Origin of the sequence: Acetobacter aceti NBRC 14818 (assembly GCF_000193495.2) — a bacterium.
Classification (GTDB): Bacteria; Pseudomonadota; Alphaproteobacteria; order Acetobacterales; family Acetobacteraceae; genus Acetobacter; species Acetobacter aceti.
Genome location: NZ_AP023410.1, coordinates 3,471,125 through 3,497,612 on the forward strand (window position 1 = coordinate 3,471,125; position 26,488 = coordinate 3,497,612).

At 56.5% G+C, this 26,488-nt stretch carries 25 protein-coding genes; 12 read left to right on the forward strand and 13 right to left on the reverse strand.

Annotated features, from left to right (window positions below; translation table 11 throughout):
- Window positions 1-99: 99 nt before the first annotated feature.
- The 3 genes from EMQ_RS15900 to ppk2 all read left to right on the forward strand — a co-directional run bounded on the left by EMQ_RS15900 (window position 100) and on the right by ppk2 (window position 4,223).
- Window positions 100-1,713, forward strand: a complete 1,614-nt coding sequence (locus EMQ_RS15900; protein ID WP_010667712.1) for an inorganic phosphate transporter — start codon at window positions 100-102, stop codon at window positions 1,711-1,713.
- A 5-nt stretch (window positions 1,714-1,718) separates the two neighbouring features.
- The gene (locus tag EMQ_RS15905) at window positions 1,719-3,176 is read left to right on the forward strand and encodes a carbohydrate porin (protein WP_010667713.1); all 1,458 of its coding nucleotides are present in this window, start codon (window positions 1,719-1,721) and stop codon (window positions 3,174-3,176) included.
- 123 nt (window positions 3,177-3,299) lie between these two features.
- Window positions 3,300-4,223 carry a polyphosphate kinase 2 gene (gene ppk2 / locus EMQ_RS15910; RefSeq protein ID WP_187326310.1) on the forward strand — a complete coding sequence of 308 codons (924 nt, stop codon included), beginning with the start codon at window positions 3,300-3,302 and terminating at the stop codon, window positions 4,221-4,223.
- Window positions 4,224-4,290: 67 nt separating this feature from the next.
- Here ppk2 and EMQ_RS15915 read toward each other — a convergent pair whose 3' ends face one another.
- The 10 genes from EMQ_RS15915 to nrdR all read right to left on the reverse strand — a co-directional run bounded on the left by EMQ_RS15915 (window position 4,291) and on the right by nrdR (window position 12,948).
- On the reverse strand, window positions 4,291-4,491 hold the full coding sequence (locus EMQ_RS15915) for a hypothetical protein (RefSeq protein WP_132012047.1): 201 nt from the start codon (window positions 4,489-4,491) through the stop codon (window positions 4,291-4,293).
- Between the two features lie 40 nt (window positions 4,492-4,531).
- Window positions 4,532-5,212, reverse strand: a complete 681-nt coding sequence (locus EMQ_RS15920) for a dienelactone hydrolase family protein (RefSeq protein WP_010668202.1) — start codon at window positions 5,210-5,212, stop codon at window positions 4,532-4,534.
- 161 nt (window positions 5,213-5,373) lie between these two features.
- A complete protein-coding gene (locus EMQ_RS15925) occupies window positions 5,374-6,351 on the reverse strand; it encodes an ABC transporter substrate-binding protein (protein WP_010668201.1) in 978 nt (325 codons plus the stop codon).
- Window positions 6,352-6,407: 56 nt separating this feature from the next.
- Window positions 6,408-7,400, reverse strand: a complete 993-nt coding sequence (locus tag EMQ_RS15930; RefSeq protein WP_081617480.1) for a LysR family transcriptional regulator — start codon at window positions 7,398-7,400, stop codon at window positions 6,408-6,410.
- Window positions 7,401-7,458: 58 nt separating this feature from the next.
- Window positions 7,459-8,484 carry an isopenicillin N synthase family dioxygenase gene (locus EMQ_RS15935; protein ID WP_018307705.1) on the reverse strand — a complete coding sequence of 342 codons (1,026 nt, stop codon included), beginning with the start codon at window positions 8,482-8,484 and terminating at the stop codon, window positions 7,459-7,461.
- Window positions 8,484-9,059, reverse strand: a complete 576-nt coding sequence (locus tag EMQ_RS15940; RefSeq protein WP_010668781.1) for a hypothetical protein — start codon at window positions 9,057-9,059, stop codon at window positions 8,484-8,486. The genes EMQ_RS15935 and EMQ_RS15940 overlap by 1 nt, the downstream gene beginning before the upstream one ends.
- A 1,247-nt stretch (window positions 9,060-10,306) precedes the next feature.
- On the reverse strand, window positions 10,307-10,561 hold the full coding sequence (locus tag EMQ_RS17440) for a PAS domain S-box protein (RefSeq protein ID WP_158306042.1): 255 nt from the start codon (window positions 10,559-10,561) through the stop codon (window positions 10,307-10,309).
- Window positions 10,562-10,786: 225 nt separating this feature from the next.
- On the reverse strand, window positions 10,787-11,797 hold the full coding sequence (gene thiL / locus EMQ_RS15950; RefSeq protein WP_010665889.1) for a thiamine-phosphate kinase: 1,011 nt from the start codon (window positions 11,795-11,797) through the stop codon (window positions 10,787-10,789).
- Window positions 11,781-12,389, reverse strand: coding sequence for a transcription antitermination factor NusB (gene nusB, locus EMQ_RS15955; RefSeq protein ID WP_010665890.1), 609 nt, complete (start codon window positions 12,387-12,389; stop codon window positions 11,781-11,783). Before nusB ends, thiL begins: the two co-directional genes overlap by 17 nt.
- An 88-nt stretch (window positions 12,390-12,477) precedes the next feature.
- On the reverse strand, window positions 12,478-12,948 hold the full coding sequence (gene nrdR, locus EMQ_RS15960) for a transcriptional regulator NrdR (protein WP_010665891.1): 471 nt from the start codon (window positions 12,946-12,948) through the stop codon (window positions 12,478-12,480).
- A gap of 203 nt (window positions 12,949-13,151) precedes the next feature.
- Here nrdR and EMQ_RS15965 point away from each other — a divergent pair, with 203 nt between their 5' ends.
- Entirely contained in the window at window positions 13,152-13,802 is a 651-nt protein-coding gene (locus tag EMQ_RS15965) for a copper chaperone PCu(A)C (RefSeq protein WP_158320012.1), read from the forward strand.
- 59 nt (window positions 13,803-13,861) lie between these two features.
- Here the strand turns inward: EMQ_RS15965 and EMQ_RS15970 are convergent, their stop codons facing one another.
- The 3 genes from EMQ_RS15970 to EMQ_RS15980 all read right to left on the reverse strand — a co-directional run bounded on the left by EMQ_RS15970 (window position 13,862) and on the right by EMQ_RS15980 (window position 16,258).
- The gene (locus tag EMQ_RS15970) at window positions 13,862-14,407 is read right to left on the reverse strand and encodes a hypothetical protein (protein WP_010665893.1); all 546 of its coding nucleotides are present in this window, start codon (window positions 14,405-14,407) and stop codon (window positions 13,862-13,864) included.
- A gap of 98 nt (window positions 14,408-14,505) precedes the next feature.
- Complete coding sequence (lpxB, locus tag EMQ_RS15975; RefSeq protein ID WP_010665894.1) at window positions 14,506-15,714, reverse strand: lipid-A-disaccharide synthase; 1,209 nt, start codon at window positions 15,712-15,714, stop codon at window positions 14,506-14,508.
- A 22-nt stretch (window positions 15,715-15,736) separates the two neighbouring features.
- Window positions 15,737-16,258 (reverse strand): hypothetical protein, encoded by a 522-nt coding sequence (locus EMQ_RS15980; protein WP_010665895.1) that lies wholly within the window; start codon window positions 16,256-16,258, stop codon window positions 15,737-15,739.
- A 393-nt stretch (window positions 16,259-16,651) separates the two neighbouring features.
- Between EMQ_RS15980 and EMQ_RS15985 the strand changes: the two genes are divergently transcribed.
- The 8 genes from EMQ_RS15985 (at window position 16,652) to EMQ_RS16020 (ending at window position 26,258) form a co-directional block, all read left to right on the forward strand.
- Window positions 16,652-17,134, forward strand: a complete 483-nt coding sequence (locus EMQ_RS15985) for a glutathione peroxidase (protein ID WP_026199955.1) — start codon at window positions 16,652-16,654, stop codon at window positions 17,132-17,134.
- Between the two features lie 137 nt (window positions 17,135-17,271).
- On the forward strand, window positions 17,272-20,184 hold the full coding sequence (locus tag EMQ_RS15990; protein ID WP_010665897.1) for a penicillin-binding protein 1A: 2,913 nt from the start codon (window positions 17,272-17,274) through the stop codon (window positions 20,182-20,184).
- A 492-nt stretch (window positions 20,185-20,676) separates the two neighbouring features.
- A protein-coding gene (prfB, locus tag EMQ_RS15995; protein WP_132012048.1) for a peptide chain release factor 2 occupies window positions 20,677-21,808 on the forward strand; the annotation gives its coding sequence in 2 pieces (ribosomal slippage) (window positions 20,677-20,745 and window positions 20,747-21,808; 1,131 coding nt in all).
- Between the two features lie 523 nt (window positions 21,809-22,331).
- Window positions 22,332-22,994, forward strand: a complete 663-nt coding sequence (locus EMQ_RS16000; protein ID WP_018307701.1) for an energy transducer TonB — start codon at window positions 22,332-22,334, stop codon at window positions 22,992-22,994.
- 63 nt (window positions 22,995-23,057) lie between these two features.
- Entirely contained in the window at window positions 23,058-24,035 is a 978-nt protein-coding gene (locus EMQ_RS16005) for a MotA/TolQ/ExbB proton channel family protein (RefSeq protein ID WP_010666329.1), read from the forward strand.
- 2 nt (window positions 24,036-24,037) lie between these two features.
- Complete coding sequence (locus tag EMQ_RS16010) at window positions 24,038-24,460, forward strand: ExbD/TolR family protein (RefSeq protein ID WP_010666330.1); 423 nt, start codon at window positions 24,038-24,040, stop codon at window positions 24,458-24,460.
- 117 nt (window positions 24,461-24,577) lie between these two features.
- Entirely contained in the window at window positions 24,578-25,012 is a 435-nt protein-coding gene (locus EMQ_RS16015) for an ExbD/TolR family protein (protein ID WP_010666331.1), read from the forward strand.
- Window positions 25,013-25,016: 4 nt separating this feature from the next.
- Window positions 25,017-26,258, forward strand: a complete 1,242-nt coding sequence (locus EMQ_RS16020) for a tetratricopeptide repeat protein (RefSeq protein WP_010666332.1) — start codon at window positions 25,017-25,019, stop codon at window positions 26,256-26,258.
- The last annotated feature ends 230 nt before the right edge of the window (window positions 26,259-26,488 follow it).

The window sequence follows — 26,488 nt, forward strand, 5'->3', positions numbered from 1 at the left end:
AGAAGTGCAACGATCAGTCCTGTCACAAAACTATCACTGAATCTTTGGGGGGCGGGTTGGCTAGAAGGGCCCCAGTTTTCCTTACTGAGTGGTAAATACATGTCAGATACAACAGCCGACGCCATCCCCGCAGGGCGGCCGGATATGCGGGGCGGGGAACATCCCGCTTTCCGCATGTTCTTTCTGGGCATCGTTTTCGTTGCCCTGGGGTTCGTGGGGTACAGCGTTCTATCAGACCTTCATGCCGCAGACGGTCAGGGTGTTGCCATCGGCGCGTTCGTTCTTCTGGGCCTCGCTCTTCTCATCGCGCTCGGGTTTGAATTCGTCAATGGCTTTCATGACACGGCCAACGCCGTGGCCACGGTCATTTACACCAACAGCCTGCCGCCTCTGGTCGCCGTCGTCTGGTCCGGCATGTGGAATCTGCTCGGTGTTCTCGTTTCTTCCGGTGCGGTCGCCTACAGCATCGTCTCCCTGCTGCCTGTCGAACTGATCCTTCAGGTCGGAAGCGGCTCGGGTCACGCCATGATCTTCGCGCTTCTGCTCGCTGCGATCATCTGGAATCTGGCGACATGGGCGATGGGCATCCCCAACTCATCCTCCCATGCCCTGATCGGCTCCATCATGGGCGTCGGCATCGCCAACCAGCTCATGGCCCCGCACGGCATCGCCACGCAGGGTGTGGACTGGGTGCAGGTTACCAAGGTGTTCAAGTCCCTGCTGTTCAGCCCGATCTGCGGCTTCGTGCTGTCGGCCGCGCTGCTGATCCTGATGAAAGTCGTCATCCGCAACCGCAAGCTCTATGAAGCCCCCAAGGGTGACCAGCCGCCGCCGTGGTGGATCCGTGGCCTGCTGATCGGCACCTGCACCGGTGTGTCCTTCTTCCATGGTGGCAACGATGGCCAGAAAGGCATGGGCCTGATCATGCTGATCCTCATCGGTGCAGCGCCGACGGCCTATGCCCTCAACCGCGCCATGCCTGACAGCATGACGCCGGGTTTCGTGCAGTCCGCCGATTATGCCGCCGAGGCTTTCCGTGCTCATGTGGCACCGGGTTCATCGACTCCCGACATTGAAGAAGCGCGCCATATCGTGAGTGACGCCCTGAGCAGCCGCAATGTCGCAGGTTCTCAGGTCTGGTCCGCCCTTGCCGTTCTGTCCGACTCCGTTTCCAACGCTGTGAAAAGCTACGGCTCGCTGCGCGGCATGCCGTCAGCTTCCGTCTCCAACGTCCGTACGGACATGTATCTGACCTCCGACGCCATCCGCACCATGAAGGGCGGCGATACGTTTACCACAGATGAGAATGGTCGCCTCAAGAAATTCATGCAGGCACTGAACGACGGCACCCGTTTCATCCCGATCTGGGTGAAGATCGCCGTCGCCGTGGCGCTCGGCCTTGGAACCATGGTCGGCTGGAAGCGTATTGTCATCACGGTTGGTGAGAAGATCGGCAAGACGCATCTGACCTATGCGCAGGGTGCTGCTGCGGAAATCGTGGCCATGGGCACGATTGGTCTTGCCGAAGGGTATGGTATGCCGGTGTCCACAACTCACATTCTTTCTGGTGGTGTTGCCGGAACAATGGCAGCCAATGGTTCAGGTCTTCAGTGGTCCACTCTCAGAACAATGGCTCTTGCATGGGTCATCACCCTGCCGGCAGCCATGATGATCAGTGGTGTGCTCTACATCCTGCTGCGTCAGGTTTTCTGATTGGTATGAAACGGGACGTCCTGTCCCGTCTCATCGGCGCCGTCATTCTGGGAGGTCTCTTCCCGATGACGGTTCCGGCACAGGCAGCGGATAATCCTCCGGTCACCGACGTTCTTCCGTCTGGTGTGCCGCTTCCCTTTCCAAGCACGGCTCCGAACAACACCCCGCAGGGATGGGATACCACCCTCCTTGGTGATCCGGATGGTGTCCGCTCACGTCTCAGGGCACACGGCGTTCGCATCAACCTTCAGGACGTCGAGGAATTGTGGGGTGTTGCGTCCGGTGGGATATCACGTGGCGCAACCTATAATGGGGCGACGATTGTCACTCTTAACCTCGATACCGCTCCCCTGTTCGGCTGGCATGGCGGGCTGTTCAATATCAGCGCCATCCAGCTTAGGGGACGTTCGGCGACGGCTGATCGTGTCGGAGCGATCAACACGCTGAGCGGCTACGATGCCGGTGGGCGGAACACACGTCTGTTCGAGATGTGGTACGGGCAGGGCTTCTGGAACAACAGGCTCGATATACGTCTGGGAGCTATTGACCCGGACACGGAATTTCTCGTCAGTGACAATGCCTCCCTGTTCCTGAACTCGGATTTCGGCTGGCCCGGCGTCCCGTCGGCCAATCTTTATGGCGGCGGACCCTCCTGGCCGATGTCAGTGCCGGGCATCCGGGCCCGCATCATACCGACCTATCCGGTCAGTGTTCTTGTCGGTGTCATGGACGACAATCCGACAGGCGGTCCGTTTTTCAGAGAGCGGTCCATGCTGGACATGAACCCGACTGGCACACAGTTCAGTCTCTCAACCGGTGTTCTTGCCTTGGCGGAGGTAGATGTTTCTGTCGATGCGGCTGGTTTAAGTGACGTCCCGACCGGCGCGTTGCCGGGCGTGTGGAAACTGGGCGGCTTCTACGACAGCGGCGCCTTTCCCGATCGTCGTTACGACACGCAGGGCCATCTTCTGGCGGCGAGCGATTCAAACGGCCAGCCTCTGATGCATCACGGCAACTGGATGATTTACGGCATTGTCGATCAGACTTTCTGGAATCCTGACGGAGACGATCCGAAAGCGGCCAGTGTCTTTGCGCGGATCATGGGAACAGGCGGGAAACAGAACAGCCTGTCCTTCGGCGTGCAGGCCGGTTTTACATTCCACGGCATCGTGCCCTGGCGTTCGAATGACGTGCTGGGACTGGCGTGGGGGATGAGCACTGCGGGCAGCAGGGCCTGGCACTTCAATCGTGACAGCCTGCAGAGCGGAGCAGATGACGTTCTTCCCCTGCGTACGGAACATCATATCGAACTGACCTGGCAGGCGCCTGTCTGTAATGGCGTCGTGGTGCAGCCCGATTTTCAATATATTCATCATGTTGGCGGAGGAATACTCAATGCAGCGACTGGACGGCGTGTCGGCGATGCAGCGGTGTTTGGTCTCAACATGACGACGAGTTTCTGAATTTTATGTATTTTATATGAAATATCCTGACTTCCACTCGATATATCATGACCGGATGGGGAATTTCTGTCACATCGGAAGCACGAAATTTTCCGGATAATGGTCACAAGATCCGAAGGCGGGATGGGAGAGAATGTGGTGAGCGAAGAACGGGCAGGCCTGTCTGCAGTGGAGGAACGGCTTCGCACCCGCGAGGAAATTCTCGACGATATTGACGAAGAATTCGAGCTTGAACTCGATGACCGACGTTTTGAGGGTGAGGCTGTAGAAGGCGGTTCTTTCCGTCGGACCTATTTTCGTGAACTTCTGCGCATGCAGGGTGAACTCGTCAAATTGCAGGATTGGGTGCAGGAAACCGGCTATCGCCTTGTGGTGCTGTTCGAAGGACGTGATTCCGCCGGCAAAGGCGGGGCCATCAAACGCATTACCCAGCGCCTGAATCCGCGTATCTGCCGGGTTGCCGCTCTGTCAGCACCGACGGAACGCGAGCGCACGCAGTGGTATTTCCAGCGCTATGTCAGTCATTTGCCGTCCGCCGGTGAAATCGTTCTGTTCGATCGAAGCTGGTATAATCGGGCGGGCGTTGAGCGCGTCATGGGGTTCTGCACCGACGAGCAGTATGAAGAATTCTTCCGCTCCGTCCCCGAGTTTGAGCGCATGCTGGTCAGAAGCGGAATAAAGCTTGTGAAATACTGGTTCTCTATCACGGATGATGAGCAGGAACGCCGTTTCCGTGCTCGCATCGAAGACCCACTGAAACAGTGGAAACTCAGTCCGATGGATCTGCAGAGTCGGATCCGATGGGAAGACTATACCCGCGCCAAGGAAGAAATGCTTGAGCGTTCAAGTATTGAAGAAGCACCCTGGTGGGTCGTGCAGGCAGTGGATAAGAAAAAGGCACGTCTGAATTGCATCAATCATCTGCTCTCACAGGTGCCTTACGAAGCAGTGGAGCGCCCGCTGGCGCAGTTGCCACCGCGCACATACCACCCGGATTATGAGCGTCAGCCCACACCTGAATCGCTGATCGTGCCCGAGATTTACTGAGCAGGAGCAGGGGAGAAGCGAGCATCACTTCTCCCTTCCTTTCATAACAGGCTTTCCCGAGCCCTGATCACGCCGCCGGTTTTGGCGTTGCCGTCGGAGGCGCTGCTGGAGCCGGGGTATTGGATGGCGGCGTGGAAGTGGCCTTCCTGTTTCCCATCGCGTTGCTGACGAGCGTGACCAGCAGGCCTGTCGCAGCGACACTCGCCGCTATGATCAGACTGGCGGCTGGCATCTGTCGTTTCTGAAAATCCGGTGTTATTCCTTGCATGAGCTTGTCCTCCATGCGGATTACGCGGCCATGTAGCCGCTCATGTATGCAGATTGGCTTTCAGAAATTCGACGCTGCGTTCCCATGCCAGACGATTGGCCTCGGCATTGAAGCTGGAGCGGTCCCTATTTCCAAACCCATGTCCTGCATCATCGTAAACGTATAGCTCGACCTCCGGATGCGTCTCCCGGATGGTTTTTACGTCCTGATGCGGAATTGACGTGTCTTCCACACCAAAATGCAGTTGCACGGGGCAGTGAGGCGTGGCGTCCTTGTGTGCCGCAATGCCTCCGCCATACCAGCTTACAGCCGCTCCCACATCGTGCGTGTGGGTTGCAGCATCCCAAGCCAGCGTGCCGCCCCAGCAATAGCCAATGATGCCGACCTTGCGGTGGGGCGCATGATGTCTGAAGTGCTTCACACAGGCCTCAAGGTCGGCCAGCGTTTCGGTCAGCGGAATCTCACTACGGAGCCGAAGACCTTCCTGAACGTCTTCTGGGCGGTAGCCCAACTCGACGTTCCGTTGCGCACGGTCGAAAACAGCAGGCGCGAGCACCGAAAATCCGGCTGCGGCAAATTCATCCGCCACATGCCGGATATTATGGTTCACGCCGAAAATTTCCTGCACGACAATCAGGGCATAAGGCGCATCCTGCGCTCCAGCCTGCCAGGCTGAAAACTCATGGCCATCAGCGGCGGTCAGGGTAATGGTTGAACTCATGACGTATGTCCTCTCGACAGAAAAGCGTTGCCGTCTGTCTCCGATCCTGAACCGATGAGGACTGCTGTCAATGCCGGAAGGGCATCATATGCTCTGCGCTCAGGGCAGAATGGTCCGGCTGGCTCAGGCATCCTGAGCACAGGCCGGACTTGAAAAGGCCGTTAAGGCTGGATCAGGCTTGCATCAAGGTAGGCTGGAACATTCTGCGGTGTTTTGTAGACGTCATAACGGACGTTGAAAGCGTCGGCATTGCGGGTGGAGCCGAGAAGGGAGGAAAGACCTTCGGTCCTCTTGAAGATCTCGCGATTGTCTTCAATGGTCAGCAGGTGGGTGCCCTTGAGAAGTTTTGTATAGCTTGCAGGAGGAAGATCTACACGGGCAGACATGATTTTGACGGCGTCATCACGTGTTTTCGGGTCCTTGATGTAGGCCACGACACGCTCCCATACTGAAATCAGCCGTTTCCACTCTTCTCTGTGCTCTTTCAGGCTTTCCGGACTGACAGCCAGAATATCATAGATAAGTCCAGGCGCTTCACGCGATGTGAAGAGTGGTCTGGAGCCCGGCACTTCCCGAAGAGCCTGACCGGAACTGGGCTGCCAGGCGGCAATGGCAGCCACCGCACCGGACGCGAGAACCTGCGGGGTCTCATTGGTCTTGGTATTCACCAGTGTCACGTCTTTTTCTGAAAGACCGGCCTGTTTGAGGGCCGTCAGAAGCATGAGATGATCGACAAGCCCGGTTTCCACGGCAATCTTCTTTCCCTTCAGTTCGGAGAGAGAGTTGATGCCGGCAACAGCGATGATCATGTCATTGCCGTCGGAATAGTCATTAGCCATGACAATGATGCTTTTGCGACCGGATGCGCCCGTCACGAGAACATCGCCATTGGTTGCCGCTATGGCATCAAGTTTGCCTGCTGCGTAGGCGTCCAGTGAGGCGCTGTAGTCGAACCACTGGAAATTGACGTCGACGCCGGCTTCCTTGAACCAGTTTTTCTCGATGGCAATCTGCCAGGCCACGAAGCCGGGCCAGTCACTGAAACCGACCTGCAGGGGAGCGGCCTGTGCGGAGCCCAGTGTGGCAAGTGACAGGCCGAGGACGAGAGCGAGGCGTTTAAGTCCTGATCGTAGATTCATGAGAGTTCCTTTAGTCAGAGATGAGGGAGTTTGCGGTAAGAACAGCCAGCTGTGTTTCAGAGGCTTTTCTGCATCTCCTTTCCTGCTGTTCTTGAAATGATAACGTTCACGATCAGGGATGCCGCCGTGCCGTCGGGCGTTTCCGTGCGGGTGATCATGTAGATCGGGTAGCGCGGAAGAATAGCCTCGGGCAGAAGCGGAACCAGTTGTCCGTTCTGGACATCCCCGGCCGCAAAATCCGTTGGCAGAAAACCAATCCCCACGCCAAGGCGGATCAGTCGTCGTGCCTCACTCAGTGTGTCAGCCTGTCCACCGACATGGCGGCCCAGCCCATGACGTTTGCGGAATGAGAAAAGTTCCTGCGGCTCATCATTGCCGGTCAGAATGAAATTGTATTTTGAGAAAATATGCGGCTTGTACTGAGTGGTGTCGGGTGAACAGGATTTCAGTTCCTGAAAAATGCGGGAAGACGCGTGGCAGTAAAGTTGCTGCTCTTCTCGTCCAATTGGAACATATCGGAGCGTGTCCCGGGGCGCATTGTCACAGCTTATGCCAATATCCGCATCGCCTCTCACAACAGCTTCGATGGTGTCCCGCCAAGGTGCCACGTCGATGTGCAGGGAAACAGACGGATAGATCTCATGAAACATAATGATAGCATCATCGACAGCACGAATTCCAAGGTCGGCGACCATGCTGACGCGCAAAGTTCCTTCAACACACCCGGCAGCGGCGGCTGCATGTTGAGGGATCGCCATGACACAACAGGCCATTTCCCGACAGAGTTCAAAAACAGCCTTTCCTGAGGGTGTCAGCTCTATGCGTCGGTTTGATCGGGAGCAGAGCGTGAAGCCAATATGATTTTCAAATCGTTTGAGTGAGGCGCTCAGACTTGGTTGCTGCCGCCCGGTTGCCCGTGCAGCAGCGCCTATGCCGCCATATTCAACAATAGCCAGAAAATCCCGACAGAGATTCCAGTCAACTTTACGGATGAAAGCCTTGACCGTCTGTTCTGTGGGAGAGACAGCGTTTTGTGTTATTACCTTCATCCCGTTCCGATTTGAAAAGAGTGTCACCTACAGAAAAAGTGAAAAGAGCAGTATGGCGCTACGCATTCGGGTGCCGTGCTTCCTGTCCGAAAGAGGATAGTGCTAGTGACGAGTCCGGTAAAACCAGAGTTCCATCCGCAAGGCGCTGTTTCAGATAGGTAAATATCTGGGCTGTCTGAGCAAAAAGGTGCTCGCCGGCGACAAGGCTCTGTGCAGGGAGAGAGGGATTTTCCCGACCAGGGAGTGGCTGCACCCGTACATCATAGTCCAGAGAGAAAAACAAGGGGAAGGAGTAACGTTCTTCTTTTACTTTTCGAACGCGATGCGATGTTGCTATAAATTCTCCACCGCTGAGAAGCTCAAGCATGTCACCAATATTGACGATAAAGGCGTTTTCGATCGGGGGGGCATCAATCCATTCTCCCTGACCGTTCATGACTTCCAGTCCGGGGGAGGTTGCACGCAGTAATGTAAAACATTCGAAATCAGTATGTGCTCCGATGCCTGCCACATCATGAGCTTTCGGATCATAAGGGTAATGGATCAGCCGCAGCTGGCTGGGAGGTCTGGTCAGACTGGCTTCAAACGCATCAGCATCCAGCCCTAACGCCAGGGCAAAAGCTGATATCAGGCGACGACCGACGTTGAAAACGCTGTTGTAGTAAGCTGTTATGATTTCACGGAAATGTGGAACCGGTGGCCATTGATTGGGGCCAAGCAGAGGATTGCCCGCGAGGTATTCAGGATCGTCGGAAGGCAGGTCCAGCGACAGGTCGAAAGCTTCCTTGAGATCTTTGCTGCCACTTGAGAAAACTTCCTCTCCCTGCGGAACGTACCCACGATGATTGGAAGATTTTCCGATATAAAGAGCCATTTTTTCTTCGATAGGAAGGTCGAAGAAGGCTTTCGTCTCACGCAGCATGTTGGAGAACAGGGAAGGATCCATGCCGTGACCGGTGATGTACATGAAACCGACATGTCGCGCAGCATCACCGAGATTTTCGACGACAGTCCGCTTCTGTTCAGCTGTGCCGGACAGCCCTGAAATATCAACAACAGGTATCGTCGTGAAAGTACTGTTCATCAGTCGTTTCCTTCTGTGTGTACCCGATGCCACCTGCGTGTCAGATTTTTTCCGTTAGGTGCGATATCGGGAATTGTGACGATGGTTTCGCCTGACAGATCAAACTGGAATAATGTCCCTGTTTTCCAGGGCAGCGTTGAGTTGTGGATGATGAGTGGGCCACCAGCCTTAGCGATTTTGCCAAAGGAGATTTCGCAATCGACGAGCTGGCGGGCATGTTCTTCGTTCGATGCCTGACTGACTGTCTCGTGCAGTGTCATGCCTGCAGGCATAGGAATAGTTCGATTTCTGGCGAACATGAAATCACGTCCGACCATGAGAAAGACAGCCCGGCAACCGTTTGCCCGATCTTCAAGCTGAAGATGCAATGGAATTGACGAGGTGAAGCCTTTTTCGCGGTGCCAGTGCTCGGTGTAGGGTAAATCCTTGCCGGTTTCTATCAATGTCGCGTTCTGCCAATGCAGAAATCCTACGTCAGGCAGACTTTGAACAGGTTGATAATCGACCATGCGGACCCACTCGTAAGCATCGCCATTTGTTTGAAGATGACCCGCAAAACCTTCCTGACAGGACAAGGCGAGGCAGTCCTGATAAGTCAGATCGTCACGACATTTTCTGTCAGGAAAACGGGGCAGGGAGGCTGGCTGGCGCAGGTCGATAAAGTGGTTTCTCCCCTGCAACCAGAAGACTTTCGTGCTCTCGTCACGCTTGCCGTCGTCCCATTCAATGAGGCTTCGCCTCCATAGTCCAACGAGGCTAGGGATAGCGATTTTTGCTCTGGTGATTTCTCGACAGTCCATTGGGGTCTCTTATCTGAACACCGCCTCTGATCGTCTTTTTCTCACACCTCATCATGGAATCGTAACGCATAAATGGTCAATAGCTTGCATAGATGTGATCTATGAGCTGGGTCTGTTTTTGTCGCTCTCTGACGATTGAAGTGATTTTCAGAAAAAACAAGTAAAATATCAAATTAAAATATTATATGATTTACCAAGGTAATAGTTCTTTAATCTCGGGCGAGGTTTTATCCACTTACTGCGGCAACAGTAGGCATATGTCCGACTTCTTCTGGATTGATCGATCAAAAAACAGTCGGTCATCATCAGAAATGATGACCCCCGATCTTCTCTGCAATAGGTTTTAAGCCTAAACGTTACAAAGCGCGGGAATGAAAAACCGTGTTTCTGCGTTATGGAAAGAACTGGTTTTAAAGTGTCCGGTAAGTTTCTCCAGCCGCTTCGCCTGCCCATCCAGAGCCTTAGCCGTTTTTGTGCCTTACGCTGCCATCGCTGCATTCTTCTGTGTCACATGGTCAAGTTTGCCCACGAAATCATTGATCTGGATCAGTCCCTGATCTGCTCCATGGCCGTGACTGCATTGTTCACAACCTTATCAGATAGGGCAGTATGAGCACTTCGTTTTAGGCATCAGTCATCTGGCTGAGGCGGGCGGCTGCGCCTTCCAGACTGGCTGCCCAGCCTGCGTTTCCGTGCGTCGTGCCGGATCTGCGGACGCAATGCTGATCTCATCTGCTCCCTTGCCGACAGTCTTTACCGGCGTGGAAATTGCGCAATCGTCCGGTCAAGGTTCTGGTTGGCGGTATTGAACGCGTTCCGCAGCCCTTCATATGTGGGGTCGATGGGAGTTGTTAGACGGTAATTGAGCATGTTGTTGGTGAGTTTTTTTCAGGCTCTCGATTTCGGTGATCGCGTGGACATGGCGGGTAATGTCGGTGGCGAATTTGACGACCTTGATGATACAGCCCTTGCAGTCAAAAATCGGATTGTAGGACGCCTGCAACCAGACTTCCTCCCTGTTTTTACTGATACGTACTTATTGCCCATAACAAATTTACCTCAGGGAGCCTGTCCCGGAAAGCATGATAATCCGGTTCGACAAAAATCCTGTGATGTCGTCCTGCGACTTCCCTGGATCGATATCCCATGGCGTGACAGAAATTCTTGTTCGTGCTCAGGATGACCCTTTTGGTGTCAAATTCTATAACCGCAAATGACTGTTGGAACGCCGCCAGTATTGCTTTCGTATCCGCTCTGCCACCGAAACAAGATTGCAATATTTTCTTGTCCTCGAGGTCATCTGACCAAGCCTGTAAAATATTTAAATAGATAATCTTTTATTTCTGCCAGCCGATATGTTCTTGATTCAGAATTAAGCGGGTTCAGGTATATTAAGGTGGCCTTAAGCTTCATGCACGAAGCTTTGATCTTCACTAATCGGTATCGTGAAAATCAGTTCCAATGGTCTGTCAACGTTTTTACTGCAACCACTGGAAGCCGGGTCAGAAGTGGCTCCAGCCCTGACGGTGTAACGGGAAACGTGAACCGTCATGACGGACGACATGCACACCCGGCGCGTCGCCCACAAATTCACCAATGCGTGTGACTGCTATGTTTCGCTCCTGACAGTGACTCAGCAGAGCGGTCGTCCGATCCTCGGGAACAGCCAGCAACAATTCGTAGTCGTCGCCTCCGGTCAGACAGAGAGCAAGTCCTTCATCGTCAGTGACAATGCTCCGTGCAGCGTCTGACAGCGGCACGCTGTCGACATCGAGCCGCGCACCCAGTCCACTCTCCCGTGCAAGGTGTCCGACATCCTGCACCAGCCCATCTGACACATCCATGGCGGCATGAGCGATGCCCGACAGGTCCAGCCCAAGCCGGGGACGAGGTAGATGATAGCGTTCCGCCAGCCAGCCGGTGGGGTCAGCGACCTTGCCCTGAAGCGCCAGAAGGCCCAGCGCTCCGTCTCCTATGGTGCCTGTGACCCATAGTCCGTCACCTTCCTGTGCGCCATTGCGTCTGAGCGCGTGACCCGGTGCAACATTGCCAAGGATGGTGAGAGAGAGAACAAGGGGCCCTCGCGTAGAGGTCGTGTCGCCGCCAAGCAGAGAGACCCCGAACAGCGCCTGATCCGCCGCCAGCCCGTCAGAGAAAGCTTCAAACCAGGCATCATCGTATCGGCTGTCTGCCTTGGGACAGGCAAGCGTCAGCAGCCATCCAAAAGGACGGGCACCCATGGCCGCCATGTCGGAAAGGTTTGCGCGCAGTAGCTTGCGGCCAACGGTGTCCGGCGGATCATCGGGAAGAAAATGCACGCCTTCGACCATGGCGTCGGCAGCGATCACCATCTCCTTTCCCGGTGATGGTGTGAACACGGCGGCGTCGTCAGTGAGATCCAGCGCGTCCTTTCCGGCGAGACGACGGAAATGACGGCGAATAAAGGAAAATTCGTCCGGAAGCGTCTGCGGAAAGCTGTCCGTAGCGGAAGCGAGGTCAGGCCTGTCCGTCATGGGAGTGGTCCGTTTCTGCGGCGGCTTCCGTCAGAGCGTGATCCGCAGGACCATCCTCCGATAATTCTGCCGTCACTTGCGGCTCTTCATGGGAGGCTGTGTCCTGTGTCGTAGCCGCACGACGCTTGGCGACAGCATCGAGAACGCCGTTCACCAGCTTGGGTTCATCGCCGGAGAAAAAGCCGTGGGCCACATCAAGATATTCATTGATGATGACGTTGACCGGCGGTGCGCCTTTTTCTTCCATCTCGGTAATCGCGACAGCAAACAGCGACCGGAGCACCGGATCAAGACGCTTGACCGGCCAAGTCGGCGGCAACACTTCCGCCAGCAGCTCATAAACATGCTCTGTGCCGGCTTCCGCCTGACGGGTGAGGCGGGTGAACAGCGTCACATCGGCCTCAGGGATGAAGCCGTCGTCAAAGGTCTCGCCAGCGAGTGTCGTGCCTAGACGGTGCTGTACGAACTGGATGATGACACTGTCTGCTGTGTCATTGCCCTGTTCGATCTGGAAGACAGCCTGAACGGCGGCGACACGAGCGGCTGTGCGCGGACGCATGGCCGGGCTCAGTCGGTCGTCTGAATGGGCCATGATCGTGCCTCCTGCCAAATGGTTATCCAAGGGGGCGCTAAATGACGCCTTTGAGGCGCAAGGTCCAGCCCTTCGGAGCATTGATGTCTTATTTAGTCGTCTGTTTGCGCCGGTCATCGATACTGGTTAGGATTTCCGAGAAGTCCTTGGTTTCCCGGAAGTCCCTGTACACGCTGGCAAAACGGACATAACCCACAGCGTCAATCGCGTGGAGCGATTCCATGGCGAGTTCGCCCACCCGTGTGGTAGAAATCTCACTTTCTCCGGAAGCTTCCAGTCGCCGGACAATGCCGCTGACCATCTGTTCGATCTGTTCTTCCGAGACCGGCCGCTTGCGGAGGGCGATCCTGATGGAGCGGGAGAGTTTTTCCCGATCGAACAGCGCCCGGCGTCCATCGGCCTTCACCACAGTCAGTTCACGGAGCTGGACACGTTCAACGGTTGTGAAACGCTGCCCGCAGGTCGCACAGGCGCGACGACGGCGGATGGATGTTCCGTCTTCCGCCGGACGGCTGTCCTTCACCTGTGTCTCGGCTTCGCTGCAGAAAGGGCACCGCATCGTCTACTGTTCCTGATCCCGTGCAGACTGGAGCACCTTGAGAAGGCAGCGCTCTGTCCTGCTCTTTCATGGCTCCTGCGACTGGTGCGCAGGAGCCGTTTTTCATAATTCAGTGGTATACCGTCAAATCACCCGGGAGTCCCACCCGCAACCCGGGGCAGTTTTCGCAGAGTCGCAAACGCGCGGAAGCGAACCGGATGAAAATGACGCGGGCATGCGGAAAGGAGTGGGGTGTGAGAAGTCTGTATGGTTCGTGGAAAGGCATCAGGGCTATGGGAAAAGGCGCTGTATTGCGGCGTTATCTGGCAAGTGCGCTCGGCGTTTCCATGCTTGTGTGCGCTTCCACGGGGTATGCGGAGTCAACGCAGCTTCCTCATGAGGACGAACTGGAGACCGAAACCGGCAAGCCCCGGTTCGTTGCCGCTGATGTGCCCGGGCAGGAACATGCTGCTGACGAGGTGGTCGTAAAAAACGCATGGATGCAACATGTCGGGGAAGGGCAGCACTATGTCGCCGCTTATTTTGAGTTGGAAAACAACTCGGATACGTCCTACCTGATCGACCGCATTTCATCATCATCCTGTACGGTGATGTTCGGCTATCATTCCGATCTGGAGGTCGGGACGCTCACGCGACAGCTCTTCACGCATCTGACCCTTCCGGCAAAACAGATGCTGGTCTTCCCGCCGGGCGGCTATCATCTTGTCTGCAAGGTGGCGGATGGGAAGACCATCAGTCAGGGAATGAGCGTCCCTGTTCAGTTCCATTTTCTGGGTGGGTCAGAAAAGACCGTCAATTTTGAGGTCCGGAGCGCCAGAGTGCACCGACCTGTAGGCGCTTCTATAACAAACTGAAGGAGATTGACGGGTTCTGACAGGAGAAATCAGCCAGATCTCTCCTGTCAGCAGGCCATTTACCAGTTGCCGAGAAGCGATTTGGTGGCGTCCCTTGTGGCCTTGAGCTGTGATTTCTTGGCGTTGTAGGAATCGTTGAGATTCTGCCTGCGGTTGTTCACATCGTTCCGGTAGCCTTGAAGATCATTGTTTACATTGTTTCGGGCATTGGTAGCCTGATCGGTGAGGGCCTTTTCGCGTTCCGTTATGCCGTCTCTGTAGCTATTGACCTTGTCGTTCACGCTGTTCTGGGCGTTGTTCACCCGGTCGCTCAACGCTTTCTCACGATTGCTGACGCTGTCACGGTAGCCGTTAACCTTGTCACTCAAGGCTTTTTCACGGTCGGAAATGTTCTGGTTGTAGGAGTTGGCACGGTTCTCCAGATTGGATCGTGTGTTTGTAATACTCTGATTGACAGCGTTCTGACCTGCCTGGCGTACGCCCGAAAGCAGGGAAGAACCAAATGACTGCTGGTCCGCCGGGACAGCGCTCTGGGCGCGTACATCCTTCGCCGCGATGGCGAGAGAAAGAACGGCAAAACCTGCAAAAGCGACGCGCTTCATCATAAATTCCTGATGCTGTTTCTGGTCATGATCTTATAGTTTTCCTGTTCTCTGAATGAGGCAGGAATGTTACCTACTGTAACAAGAGGGGAGATGAGGCCCTATGCCTCTGGCGGGAGGCAGCCATCAGAATGGAGTGAGGCCGGATCGGCAGCTTTTCCCTTAAGGAGTGTCAGGATTTCCGTGGCAGCCGCATCAGCAGGCGCTGCCGTCCCCGGCGCATGCAGGCCGGTGAGCAGGGTCGCAAACCCTTCTTTCTGTCGAGCCTGAAGCTGCGGATCGGTCATAAGCTGCACGACCGTTTGCGCCAGCTTGTCCGCCCGACAGTCTTCCTGCAGCAACTCCGGCACAAGCGCCTTTTTCGCCAGAAGGTTGACCATGGCGACATAGGGAACACGGATAAGGCGACGGGCGATGGCTGCGGTGATCGGATTGACGCGATAGGTCACAGCCATGGGCACGCCAGCCAGAGCCAGTTCCAGCGTCGATGTTCCCGATTTTGTCAGCGCTGCGCTGGCGGCTGCGAAAGCATCGTGCTTTTCGGTGGTTTCTGTCACGATCAGCGGAGACACCGGCCAGCGGGCTGTCGCTTTTCTGACAGTATCCGCCACGACCGGAGAAACCGGAATGACCGGCACAATCTCCGGCATCCGTTTTTTGAGAAGCACCAGCATCGCGCCGAAAACCGGTAACAGGCGCGGCGCTTCCGAGCGTCTGCTGCCCGGCATCAGGATCAGGACGGGCGCTGAATCCGATAGACCGTGCTGCCTGCGGAACCGCTGTGCGTTCCCTGTATCGGCTTCCGACTGAAGCACCGGATGGCCGACGAAGTGCGCATCAAGACCGTGCTTCTGAAAGAAGGTTTCCTCAAACGGAAGGAGAACGAGAAGCTTTTCCCACAGACCAGGGAATTTTCTCACGCGATGTTCCCGCCACGCCCAGACCTGCGGCGCGACATACTGGACTCGCGGGATACGCAATGGCGCGATCCGACGCAGCAATCGGAGCGAAAAGCCGGGACTGTCGATGGTCACAACCAGATCGGGTCGCAGGGCTTCGATATGGGCCACGGCCTCGTCAAGGCGGCGGGACAGAGACCGTATGCGGGGCAGAATCTCCACCAGCCCCATGATGGCTAGATCCTTCATGGGAAAAAGGCTGACCAGACCGGCTTCCGTCATGCGCGGACCGCCGACCCCGGCAAAGCGGATGTCAGGCTTCTGCTTCCGCAGGGCAGTCATCAGGCGTGAACCCAGCACGTCTCCGCTGGCTTCTCCTGCGAGAAGCCAGATCAGGGGGGCGTCAGTCATGGAGAAAGGCTATCCGGCCTGATCAGGAACAGCGCTGGCTGTCGAAGCTCTTCTGGGCAGGACCGAGAACATGAAACCGAAGGCGCTCGGCTGCAGCGGACAGACGCACGCCATGACTTTTGACGTTGAGATGCAGCTCGGTTCCCCGGTGATTCTGAAGCGCCATGCTCCCGGTTCCACTCCCGGCGGATGCCTCGGTATTGACGGCCCAGAAAGTGCTGTCGAAGTCCTCGACATTGGCCAGTCCGGTGATGGAGCCCTGTACGCAGGCATTGGAATAGCCGATCGCTGGCGCGCCGCCGCCTGCCACGCTGATGGCGTAGTCGGTGTTTTTGAAATGCAGAACGCCGTTGCCCCACGTATAGCCGGGGCCAAGATTGGCCTGCGTGATACGAAAGACAATCTGGTCTGCACTATCGGCACTCGGGGCGACCGTGTCCGCGGTTTCGGCGGGCACCGACGCGGCCAGCGCCACCTTTGCCGGGACGATACCAAAGCCGGTCACGGTGATCATCATGGTCGCGGCCAGAAATTGTCGGGTCAAGGTCGCACTCCTTATTCGGCGTTTCCCACAGACAACGGGCATTTTCAGACCGACTGGCAGAGAGGGCAGGCCGTTAAGGCTGCTGTCGCTTGCAGGAGACACCTTTGTTTCATCTCTTTTCATCTCCTGCAAGAATGTTTGTGAAGCCCGGAGGTTTCCAGAAGAAAGCATTTCATTTGACTGGCCCATTTCCGCAGGCAATGTTGCGGCCTGTTCAGGTTCTGGTGGTCGCTCCCGGAACTGACGCTGCCATATATTTGCTCTGCCAGAAGTTCCCGCTTTGCGGGAAGTTGCCTGTGCGAATTATGCGCTCCGTGGTGTCTGTGCCTCTCGACAAGCGGCGGAGACAAGGGCAGGAAAATGAGACACATCAAGCCAACGGAGAGCGGCAAAATGTCCTGTGCCTATGATTTCAGCCTTCCCGGTCTTGAAGGAGGTGTCGTGGATCTCGGGGCCTGGCGTGGAAAACCGCTTCTGATCGTCAACACGGCATCTAAATGCGGTTTTACGCCGCAATATGAAGGTCTTCAGTCACTCTGGTCGGAAATGGGTCACGAACTCATCGTCATCGGTGTTCCCTCCAACGATTTTGGCCAGCAGGAGCCGGGTAGCGCCTCGGACATTGCCACCTTCTGCGCCCGCAATTATGGTGTGAGCTTTCCGATGACGACCCGCTGTCACGTCAAAGGGGCGGAAGCCACGCCGCTGTTCCAGTGGCTGGCGGATAAAGGCGGTTTTTTCGCCCGTCCCCGCTGGAATTTCTTCAAGTACCTGATCAACCGGGAAGGGCAGCTTGTGAACTGGTTCTCCAGTATAACCTCGCCTTCCTCCGGTCGTGTGCATGACGCCGTCAATCGTGTCGTGCTGGGAAGCTGATCCCGCGCACCGATGTGGAGGCTCTCGTCTCCAGTCAGGCTGTCCATAAAACCGCCACAAGTCCGAACCAGTATTCCTGCCGTTTTCTAGCTATGCCGGGGGCGACGGCATCCCGTGACGGTGATAGAGACCCGCATATGATATCCCGCCCGCTTTTTTCGCAGTCGATCTTCCGAAATCAGGCCCTCGCCGGTTTCCCGCAGTATTCTACGGGATGGGGCCGTGTGCCTGGCGGCTCCATCGCATGGTCATGGGGCGCTCTGGTGGTGCAGGCGACAGGTCTTTCCGGCGATCGGAATGGCGGTGATCTGCGGGTCTCTTCCGATGATCGACTTGAAGGCGGTCACGGTGGCGGTGGGTCTGACGGTGACGGTTCCGGGGGCGATGGCGGTTCCAAGCCGCCTTTCTGGGGCGGTCCGCCACGTCGTCCGCGTTTCCGCATGTGGCGGAAACTGCTGGGAACGACTGTGGCCGTGTTGCTGCTTGGGACGGCGACGGCGGGCGTAGTCGTCTGGTATAAATATGCCGGTCTGGTGTCAGACCTGCCGACCGTCGAGGGGTTGCGGTCCTATCAGCCGCCGGTGATGAGCCGCCTTTACTCCGGTGATGACCGGCTCATTGCCGAACTTGCGGCGGAACGACGGGTCTTCGTGCCCTATTCGGCCATTCCGGATCGCGTGAAGAATGCTTTCCTCGCCGCCGAGGACCAGAAATTCTGGTCCCATAAAGGCATTGATCCGGTCGCCATTCTGCGTGCGGGCCTGACGGATCTGTCGCGCGGCAAGGGACGGCGACCGCTCGGGGCTTCGACCATCACCCAGCAGGTCGCCCGAATCATGCTACTGGGCTCGAACGCCCTGTCCATGGAACGCAAGGCCAAGGAGGCCCTGCTGGCTCTGCGCGTGGAGCAGGTGCTGCCCAAAGAGAAAATTCTCGAAATCTATCTCAATGAAATCTATCTCGGTGACGGCGCTTACGGTATTGGCGCGGCGTCGCAGGCCTATTTCAACAAGCCGCTTGATCAGCTTGATGATTCCGAGGCTGCCTTTCTCGCGGCGCTTCCAAAATCTCCGACCAACTACAATCCTTACCGTTTCCCGGATGCAGCGCGTAACCGCCGTAACTGGATTCTGGATCGTATGCAGGAACTGGGCTGGCTTGACGCGCAGTCTGCTGAAGCGGCCCGACAGGAAGCGCTCGCTACGAAAAGTTTTCGACGCCCTGGACCGGCTCCCGGTTCGGAGTGGTTCAGCGAGGAAGTGCGTCGTGAGCTGATCGAGAAATACGGCGTTCAGCAGACCATGCAGGGTGGTCTGGACGTGCATACAAGTTTCGATCCCGCCTTGCAGACCTCCGTCACGGCGGCGCTGCGGGACGGGCTCATGACCTACGACCGCTCGCACGGTGGCTGGCGTGGTGCCGTGGGGCATCTTGATGCTGTCACGCGCAGCACGGCTCTGGACGAAGCGACATGGAGCGCCGCACTGGCTGCTGCGCCGCATCCAAGCGGCATGTTGGATCGCTGGCGTCTGGCGGTCGTGCTGGATCCAGGAAACGGCAGCGTTGGCTGGCTTGAGAGCGGCACGCCTCATCGTGCTGCGTTACTGGCGAAAGATCTGGGTTGGATGCGGGTTTATCGGGCGCTGCGTCCCGGCGATCTGCTGATGGTCGAGCCACAGGCCGAGGGGGGGCGTGTAGCGATCCGTCAGATCCCGCGTGTCGAAGGCGCGGTCGTGACGATGGATGTTCACACGGGACGCGTGCTGGCCATGTCGGGTGGCTGGTCGTTTGAATCGTCTCAGTTCAACCGGGCCTCGCAGGCGATGCGTCAGCCGGGATCGTCCTTCAAGCCGTTCGTCTATCTGACAGCGATGGAGCAGGGGATTTCCCCGTCCCAGAAGTTCGATGATTCCGCCGTTTCCTACGGAAGCTGGCATCCCAACAACTATGAAAAGGATTTCTGGGGCGCGACGACACTGCATGACGCCCTGAGAGAGTCCCGTAACCTCGTCACCATCCGTCTCGCCGCGCATATCGGTATCAAGAGCGTCGCCAAGATCGCCGAGGATATCGGTCTGGTGCAGAACATGCCGCATGTGCTGCCGGCAGCTCTGGGTGCTGTGGAAACAACGGTGCTGAGGGAAGCCGGAGCCTATGCTTCCATCGCCAATGGCGGGCGCAAGGTGACGCCGACGCTGATCGACGATGTGCAGGACCGGAACGGCCATATCCTCTGGCGTCCGGAGGGTTTAGCCCTGTCGTCTGCGGCTCAGCCGCAGGGAGCTGCTCCCGTTGGAGATGAACCCAATGCCGTGTTCCCCGTTGCTGGACAGGGCGATGATGCTTCCGGGCGTCCAGCAGCGTCGCCAACATCTACCGGGACGGTCGCTTCGGACGCGGTTCAGTCGGATGTGCCTGTTCTGACGGATACACGTCCGGCTGTGAGCAGTGAGGCCAGCGCGTTCCAGATCACCACGATGATGCAGGATGTCATCAAACGCGGCACCGGTGTGCAGGCGGGTAAGGAGATCGACAACCCGATCGCGGGCAAGACCGGCACCAGTCAGGACTTCAATGACGCCTGGTTCGCGGGATATTCCGCCGATCTGGTTACGGTTGTCTGGATCGGCTTCGATCAGCCGCAGTCGCTTGGCAAGAATGAAACCGGCGGCACCATCGCAGGACCGATCTGGAACCGGATCATGAAGGTGGCGCTGGAAGGCCGACCCAAGCTTGATTTTCCTGTGCCTGAGGGCGTGACGCTAGTGCGTTATGACACCGGGCGCGGCGTGACGGTTGATGCGTTCAAGAACGATCAGGTGCCGGGTGATAGTTCCAGCTTTGCTGCCGGTAGCCCTGGAACGGGAGAGCTGACGGCTGCGGATACGGGTGCGGAAAACCTGCCTGATTCCGAAAGTGATATGTCGTCTGGTGGCGCTTCCGAAAGCAGCGCGCCCAGCAGTAGTGGTAGTGGGACAAATTCTGCGGCAACACCTGCACCAGCGCAGCAGCCGTCGGGTGGCGATATCGGCATGGGCGGGCTTTATTGAGGAGCAGAAGGAGAGGTTGGTCTCAGTATCCATGTCGTGATGTAATCAGGATCAGTTACGATTTCCCCTGTCTGTCTCAGTCGGTATTCTCCCGGTTCGGCGGGATGAATCGACTGCATATCCGGGGGGGGAGATTGTAGGTGTTTCCTTTCCGTGAGCCTTCGAGGCGGAGTGTAATGCCTCTTTCCGGGTCGCAGTGTGTGACGACACCGAAAAACTGTTCGTATGAGCAGCTGTCTCCCACCTCGCGGGTCAGGCCGATCAGCAAGGTGCAGCCGATAAGGTTTTTTGCAAGGGTTTCGTCCCAGAGGTGCATGCAGGCGACCTTTTTCTGTCGATCGGATGAAGTGCCGTTATTTTTTATTGTTCAGGTTGAAGCAAATTTAATGGGCTCTGTTTCCTCCTCGTTTTCTTTGTGAGGGATGACAGCCGCGCCGCCTGCCTGTATTCAGCGCCGTTCAGATAACCCCGAAAGACGGAGTCACGGTCGCCATGTCCGCCGAGACAGAAGCGCTCAACGAGCAGATCAAGCAGTCGGTTGCGCTGCTGAGGAGGCATCTTTGACTGGGATGTCGCCCAGGGCAGACTTGCCGAACTGAACAACCGGGCCGAAGACCCGGATCTCTGGAATGATGCCGAGGCCGCGCAGAAGATGATGCGCGAACGTACGCTTCTGGCCAACCAGATCGAGGGCGTGCAGAACCTCGAAAATGAGGTCGAGGATACGCTCGAACTCATCAGCATGGCCGAGGAAGAAGGCGACGCGGATATGGTCGCCGACGGCATGAAGACGCTCAACCGTCTGGCCGAAGAAGCCAAACGTCGGGAGACAGAAAGCCTTCTGTCGGGTGAAGCCGATTCGAACGACTGCTATCTTGAGGTGAACGCAGGTGCTGGCGGTACGGAGGCTCAGGACTGGGCCGAGATGCTGCTGCGGATGTACAGCCGCTGGGCTGAAGCGCATGGTTACAAGCTGACCATGATCGAAAGCTCGGAGGGCGAGCAGGCGGGGCTGAAATCGGCGACGATTCAGGTTTCCGGCCCGAATGCTTATGGCTGGCTGAAGACGGAAGCGGGCGTGCATCGTCTCGTGCGGATTTCGCCGTTCGATGCTGCGGCGCGTCGTCAGACGTCCTTTGCGTCGGTCTGGGTCTTCCCTGTGGTCGATGACACGATCGAGATTGAAATCAATGAAGCCGACCTGAAGGTCGATACATTCCGTGCTTCCGGCGCGGGTGGACAGCACGTCAACAAGACTGAGTCCGCTATCCGTATCACGCACGTTCCGACCGGCATCATCGTGGCGTGTCAGACGGACCGTTCCCAGCATCGCAACCGTGCGACGGCCATGGGGATGCTGAAGGCCCGTATGTACGAGGCTGAACTCCAGAGGCGGGAAGCTGCCGCTGCCCAGACGGAAGCGGCCAAGACGGATATCGGCTGGGGACACCAGATCCGTTCCTACGTTCTGGCCCCTTATCAGATGGTGAAAGACCTTCGGACGAACGTTGAGAAGGGCAATCCGGACGCTGTTCTTGACGGCGATCTGGATGATTTCATGGCGGCATCCCTTGCCGCACGTGTTGGAGCGACACGCTCTGAAGCCAGCGCTTCCGCGCAATAGGTGAGTACGGGGGCGGCCATATGAGTCGAAACCTGTAACGCCTGAATCGTAAAATTAAATTTAGATTAGCCTCTATCTCATGTGAGACAGGGGCTTTTTTTGTATTCCATAATTTTTATCGGACGGTCAGCTTCACTGCCTTCATGAGATGGGTGTCATAAAGGCGTTGCTCCAGCGTCTTGATAAGGCGATATAAAGATAATCTATGACGTTATATTTTTGGATGAATTCGGCAAGGTTACGTATTGCCGCCGAAAAGCTCTTTCGATTAATATATCGAAATCGAAACATTTAGGATTCTGTATTGTGCAGGATAAATGCATGGGAAATGATTTGTGTAAGGAGAGGTTTGGCATCTTGACTTCTGCCCCCGTCGATAGCCCAATCACGGTAATGCAGGTGCCTCGCAGATGCGCTCCCCTGTCTTTCGCCAGAAAGCGAAGGCAGGTCGGGTTGTTGTCTGTTGTCGCAGGAATGCATCAAGGTCGAGCCGTCTGACATCAGACCAGGGAGAGTTTCGAGTATGCTGGACTACGCGCAACAGCGACGTGACCCGACATTAAAGATTGCTGGCGTCTCAGGTGTCGCTGTGGTGTGCGGGATTCTTGGCGTGGTCTATTTTACCTGGAAAGATAAGGTGTCGGTGCCTGTCATACAGCCACCGCTCAAGGCGACTGTCATTCCGGAGGTAAAACCACCCCCACCGCCACCACCCCCACCACCACCGCCGCAGATGACCTCGCCGCCTCCACCATATGTGCCGCCCCCAAAGATCAAGGTGCAGCCGCCACCGCGTCCGGTAGTGCGTCATGTGACGCACACGCCGCCGCCCAAGCCCATGCCGCCGGCTAAGGTCACGCCGACAACCCCGGTGCAGGCTCCTGTCGGTCCTCCGGTTCCGGACCATCTGGCTGGTTCCACGCCGTTGAACCATGTGGAGCTGCATTATCCTGATGAGGCGCAGGATGAAGGGCGGGAAGGGCATGTCACACTTGTCTGTGACGTGGAGCCGACGGGAATGACCGATAACTGTACTGTAACAAGCGTCAAAGGCGGTCAGGACTTCGCTGCCGCAGCGCTGCAGTATGTTCGTAAATCCCGTTATCAGCCAGCTACCGCCAATGGTGTTCCGGTCAAGGAATTCCATCACACCTATACGATTACTTTCAGCCTGAGTGATAACTGACCGTATTTGAAACTGTGGCTGTTCGATAATGCTATGGTTCTACCAGATGAGGACACTGACTCGATGATCCGACTGCTACGCCGCCTGCCTTATTCCGCGCTGGCCATCCCGTCTCTGGCTGTTCTTCTGAGCACTGCGGCTCCAGTGGTGGCGCTTGCTCAGGATGCGGCTGCTCCTGCCGCATCGGCTCCTGCTCCGGATGCTGCTCCCCCGGCTGCTCCTGCAGCCGAGGCTCCTGCTCCTGCCGCTGCTCCGGCAGACGCACCTGCGCCTGCAGCTCCTTCCGAGGCTTCGGACGCACCGGCCGCTCATGCTGCTCCGGCGACGGCTGTTGAAAATCCGTATGGACTGGGTGCTCTGTGGGGTAATGGGGATATCGTGGCACGCACCGTGCTGGTCATCCTCGTGGTGATGTCGCTCGGTACATGGTACATCATGATCACCAAGTTCCTTGAGCAGGCCAAGCTTTTTGCGGCTGACCGCGATGCGACAAAGCATTTCTGGACCAAGCCCTCCCTTCAGGAAGGTGCGACTGCCCTGAAAGCGACTTCGCCTTTCCGCTACATTGCAGATACCGGTATTGTTGCTGCTGAGCATCACGAAGGCACGATGCAGGAGTCCATCGATCTGACCGACTGGACCTCTTCCCAGATCCACCGTGCGGTTGATTCCGTGCAGAGCGATCTTCAGAGCGGTCTGGCCTTCCTCGGCACAGTTGGTTCAACATCTCCGTTCGTCGGACTGTTCGGAACGGTCTGGGGTATCTATCACGCCCTGACAGCCATCGGCATCGCCGGTCAGGCTTCCATCGACAAGGTTGCTGGTCCGGTGGGTGAATCCCTGATCATGACGGCAATCGGTCTCGGCACCGCTGTTCCTGCCGTGCTCGGCTACAACCTGCTTGTCCGCCGTAACAAGACTGCCATGGAGAGTATCCGCAACTTTGCTGCTGATCTTCAGTCCATCATGATCGGTGGTTTCCGTCATGGCACTGTCCGTCCGGGCAGCAAGACCTCTTCCACTCCTGCTCAAGGTGCCTGATCATGGGGATGTCTGTAGGCGGAGGCGATGACGAGGACACCGTCCTCTCTGATATCAACACGACACCTCTTGTAGATGTCATGCTTGTTCTTCTCATCATCTTCCTCATCACCATTCCTGTGGCGACACACTCGGTGAAGGTTGACCTGCCTAAAGACGTCAATCAGCCAAGCAAGATCATGCCTGACAACATCACTCTGGCGGTTACGCCGGACGGTCAGGCCTGGTGGGATCAGAGCCCCATCCGTGATCATGCGGACCTGATGGCGAGGCTGGAAAAGGTTGCGGCAAAAAAGCCGCAGCCGCAGATCATGATCCGTGGTGACGCCAATGCCCGCTATGAGGCTGTCGGCAAGCTGGTAGCTGCCTGTCAGGAAGCGGGCGTGATGCGGGTCGATTTCATTATCGAGGCGCCTCATAACTGAGGCGTCCCCTGAAATGGCCTGTACGTGTCAGGTGTGAATATCGTTTGTTACCAATAAACTGCATTGCCTTGTATGAATGTGCGCGATGCAGGGTTCAGCTGAGAAAGTGATTCTTCCATGGGTATGAATCTGGGTTCCGGAGGCGACGAAGACGAAGGTATCGTCGATATCAACACCACACCGCTGATCGACGTGATGCTGGTTCTCCTGATCATGCTGATCATCACGATTCCGCTTCAGACACAGTCGGTTTCGATGAATCTGCCGCAGGGAGATCCGCCGCCTCCGACAGAGCAGGAAAGCAAGGTCGTAAATGTCGTTATCGACTTTGACAATTCGATCACCTGGAACGGTAATCCCGTCACCAGTGAAGGTGATCTTGTGTCCCTGTTCCAGTCGGCTGCAGCTGAACCCGATCAGCCGGAAATGCATATTAACCCCAACCGTCTTGCGGATTATAAAACGGTAGCCCATGTTCTTGCCGATGCGCAGCGTCTGGGCATCAGGAAGCTTGGCATCGTCGGGCAGGACCAGTTTATGGGAGCACAGTAAGGTCATGACATTGCGGTTTATTCGTCTGCCATTCGCAATTCGTGCCCTTTGTCTTGCGCCTCTCTGTTTTACGGCTGTTTCGATCGGTCATGCCGAGGACAATCTCAATCCGGCTGTCGCCAAATCCCTTGAGGCAGCAGGAAATTCTCTTTCCGCCCATAATTACACTCAGGCCATGCAGGATGTGACGACTGCCGACAGCGTTTCGGGCAAGAGTGATTATGACTCTTATGTGATCGAGCAGATGCGTGGCGCCATTGCGGCGCAGTCGGGTGACCGGGCGGTGATGACGTCGTCCTACGACAAGCTGATTGCTTCTTCGAGAACGCCCCGTGATACCAAGGCGCAGCTGCTTCAGGCCGAAGCGACCGTGGCCTATACAGCCAAGGATTATCCGGCTGCGGCTGCCGGGTTTGAACGGTATCTGAAAGAGATCGGCCCGAATGCGGATATCGAGAAATATCTCATTCAGGCTTATTATCTTCAGAAAGATTACGCCAACGCGGCCCGTGTGCAGAAAAAGCTGGTCGACGAGACGCTGAAGGCGAAGAAACTGCCGTCCGAGAATGAGCTGCTGATGCTGGCGTCCTGCCAGACCCAACTCAAGGATACGGCAGGGCAGATGCACACCTATACGCTGCTGGCCACCTATTATCCGAAGCCGGATTACTGGGAACAGCTGCTGCATAGCCTTGTCACCAACAACAAATTGCCTCCGGCGCTTCAGCTGGATGTGTATCGGATCCGTCTGGCTGCCGGTAACCTGAAACAGCCGTCTGATTTTATCGATGCTGCTGAAATCGCCACCCAGATGGGACTGCCCCGCGTGGGACTGGACATCATGTCGCAGGGTTACACGCTTGGTGTCCTGGGGCAGGGTGCCGGTGCCGACCGTCAGGTAAAGCTGCGTAACTTCATCAGCGCGGCAGCGGACAAGAAGCAGGCGTCGCTTGCAACGGACGAAGCGACTGCCGCGAAGGCGAAGACTGGCGATCAGCTTCTGTTCGTGGGTTATAATTACGTCTCGTTCGGTCAGGCCGATAAGGGACTGTCCCTTATGAAACAGGCGATCGAAAAAGGTGTGGCTGACGTTGGTATGGCTCGGCTGAGACTGGGTGAAGCCCAGATGGACGCTGGTCAGACAGCTAACGCCATCGCGACTTTCCAGACGGTTGAAGGAGATAGTGCGGCGCATGATATCGCACAGCTCTGGATACTGAAGCTGAAAAGCGCCTCGAGTAAATAAACACAATACAGCGGCCCGTCGTCTTCGTCCGTTCATTGGAGGATACGAATGAGGCCGCTGTTCTTTCGAACTTTGATCAACAGTTTGGGCACCTCATCTCATATTCTGAGCCAAAACTGTCGCTGTAAGATTTCCGCTTTCTGGAAGTGCTCACCGCCAGCAGAGAGAAACCTCTCCCCACACGTCGAAAAATTACGCAGACATTCCATAAGACTGTTTCCAGTGTCATG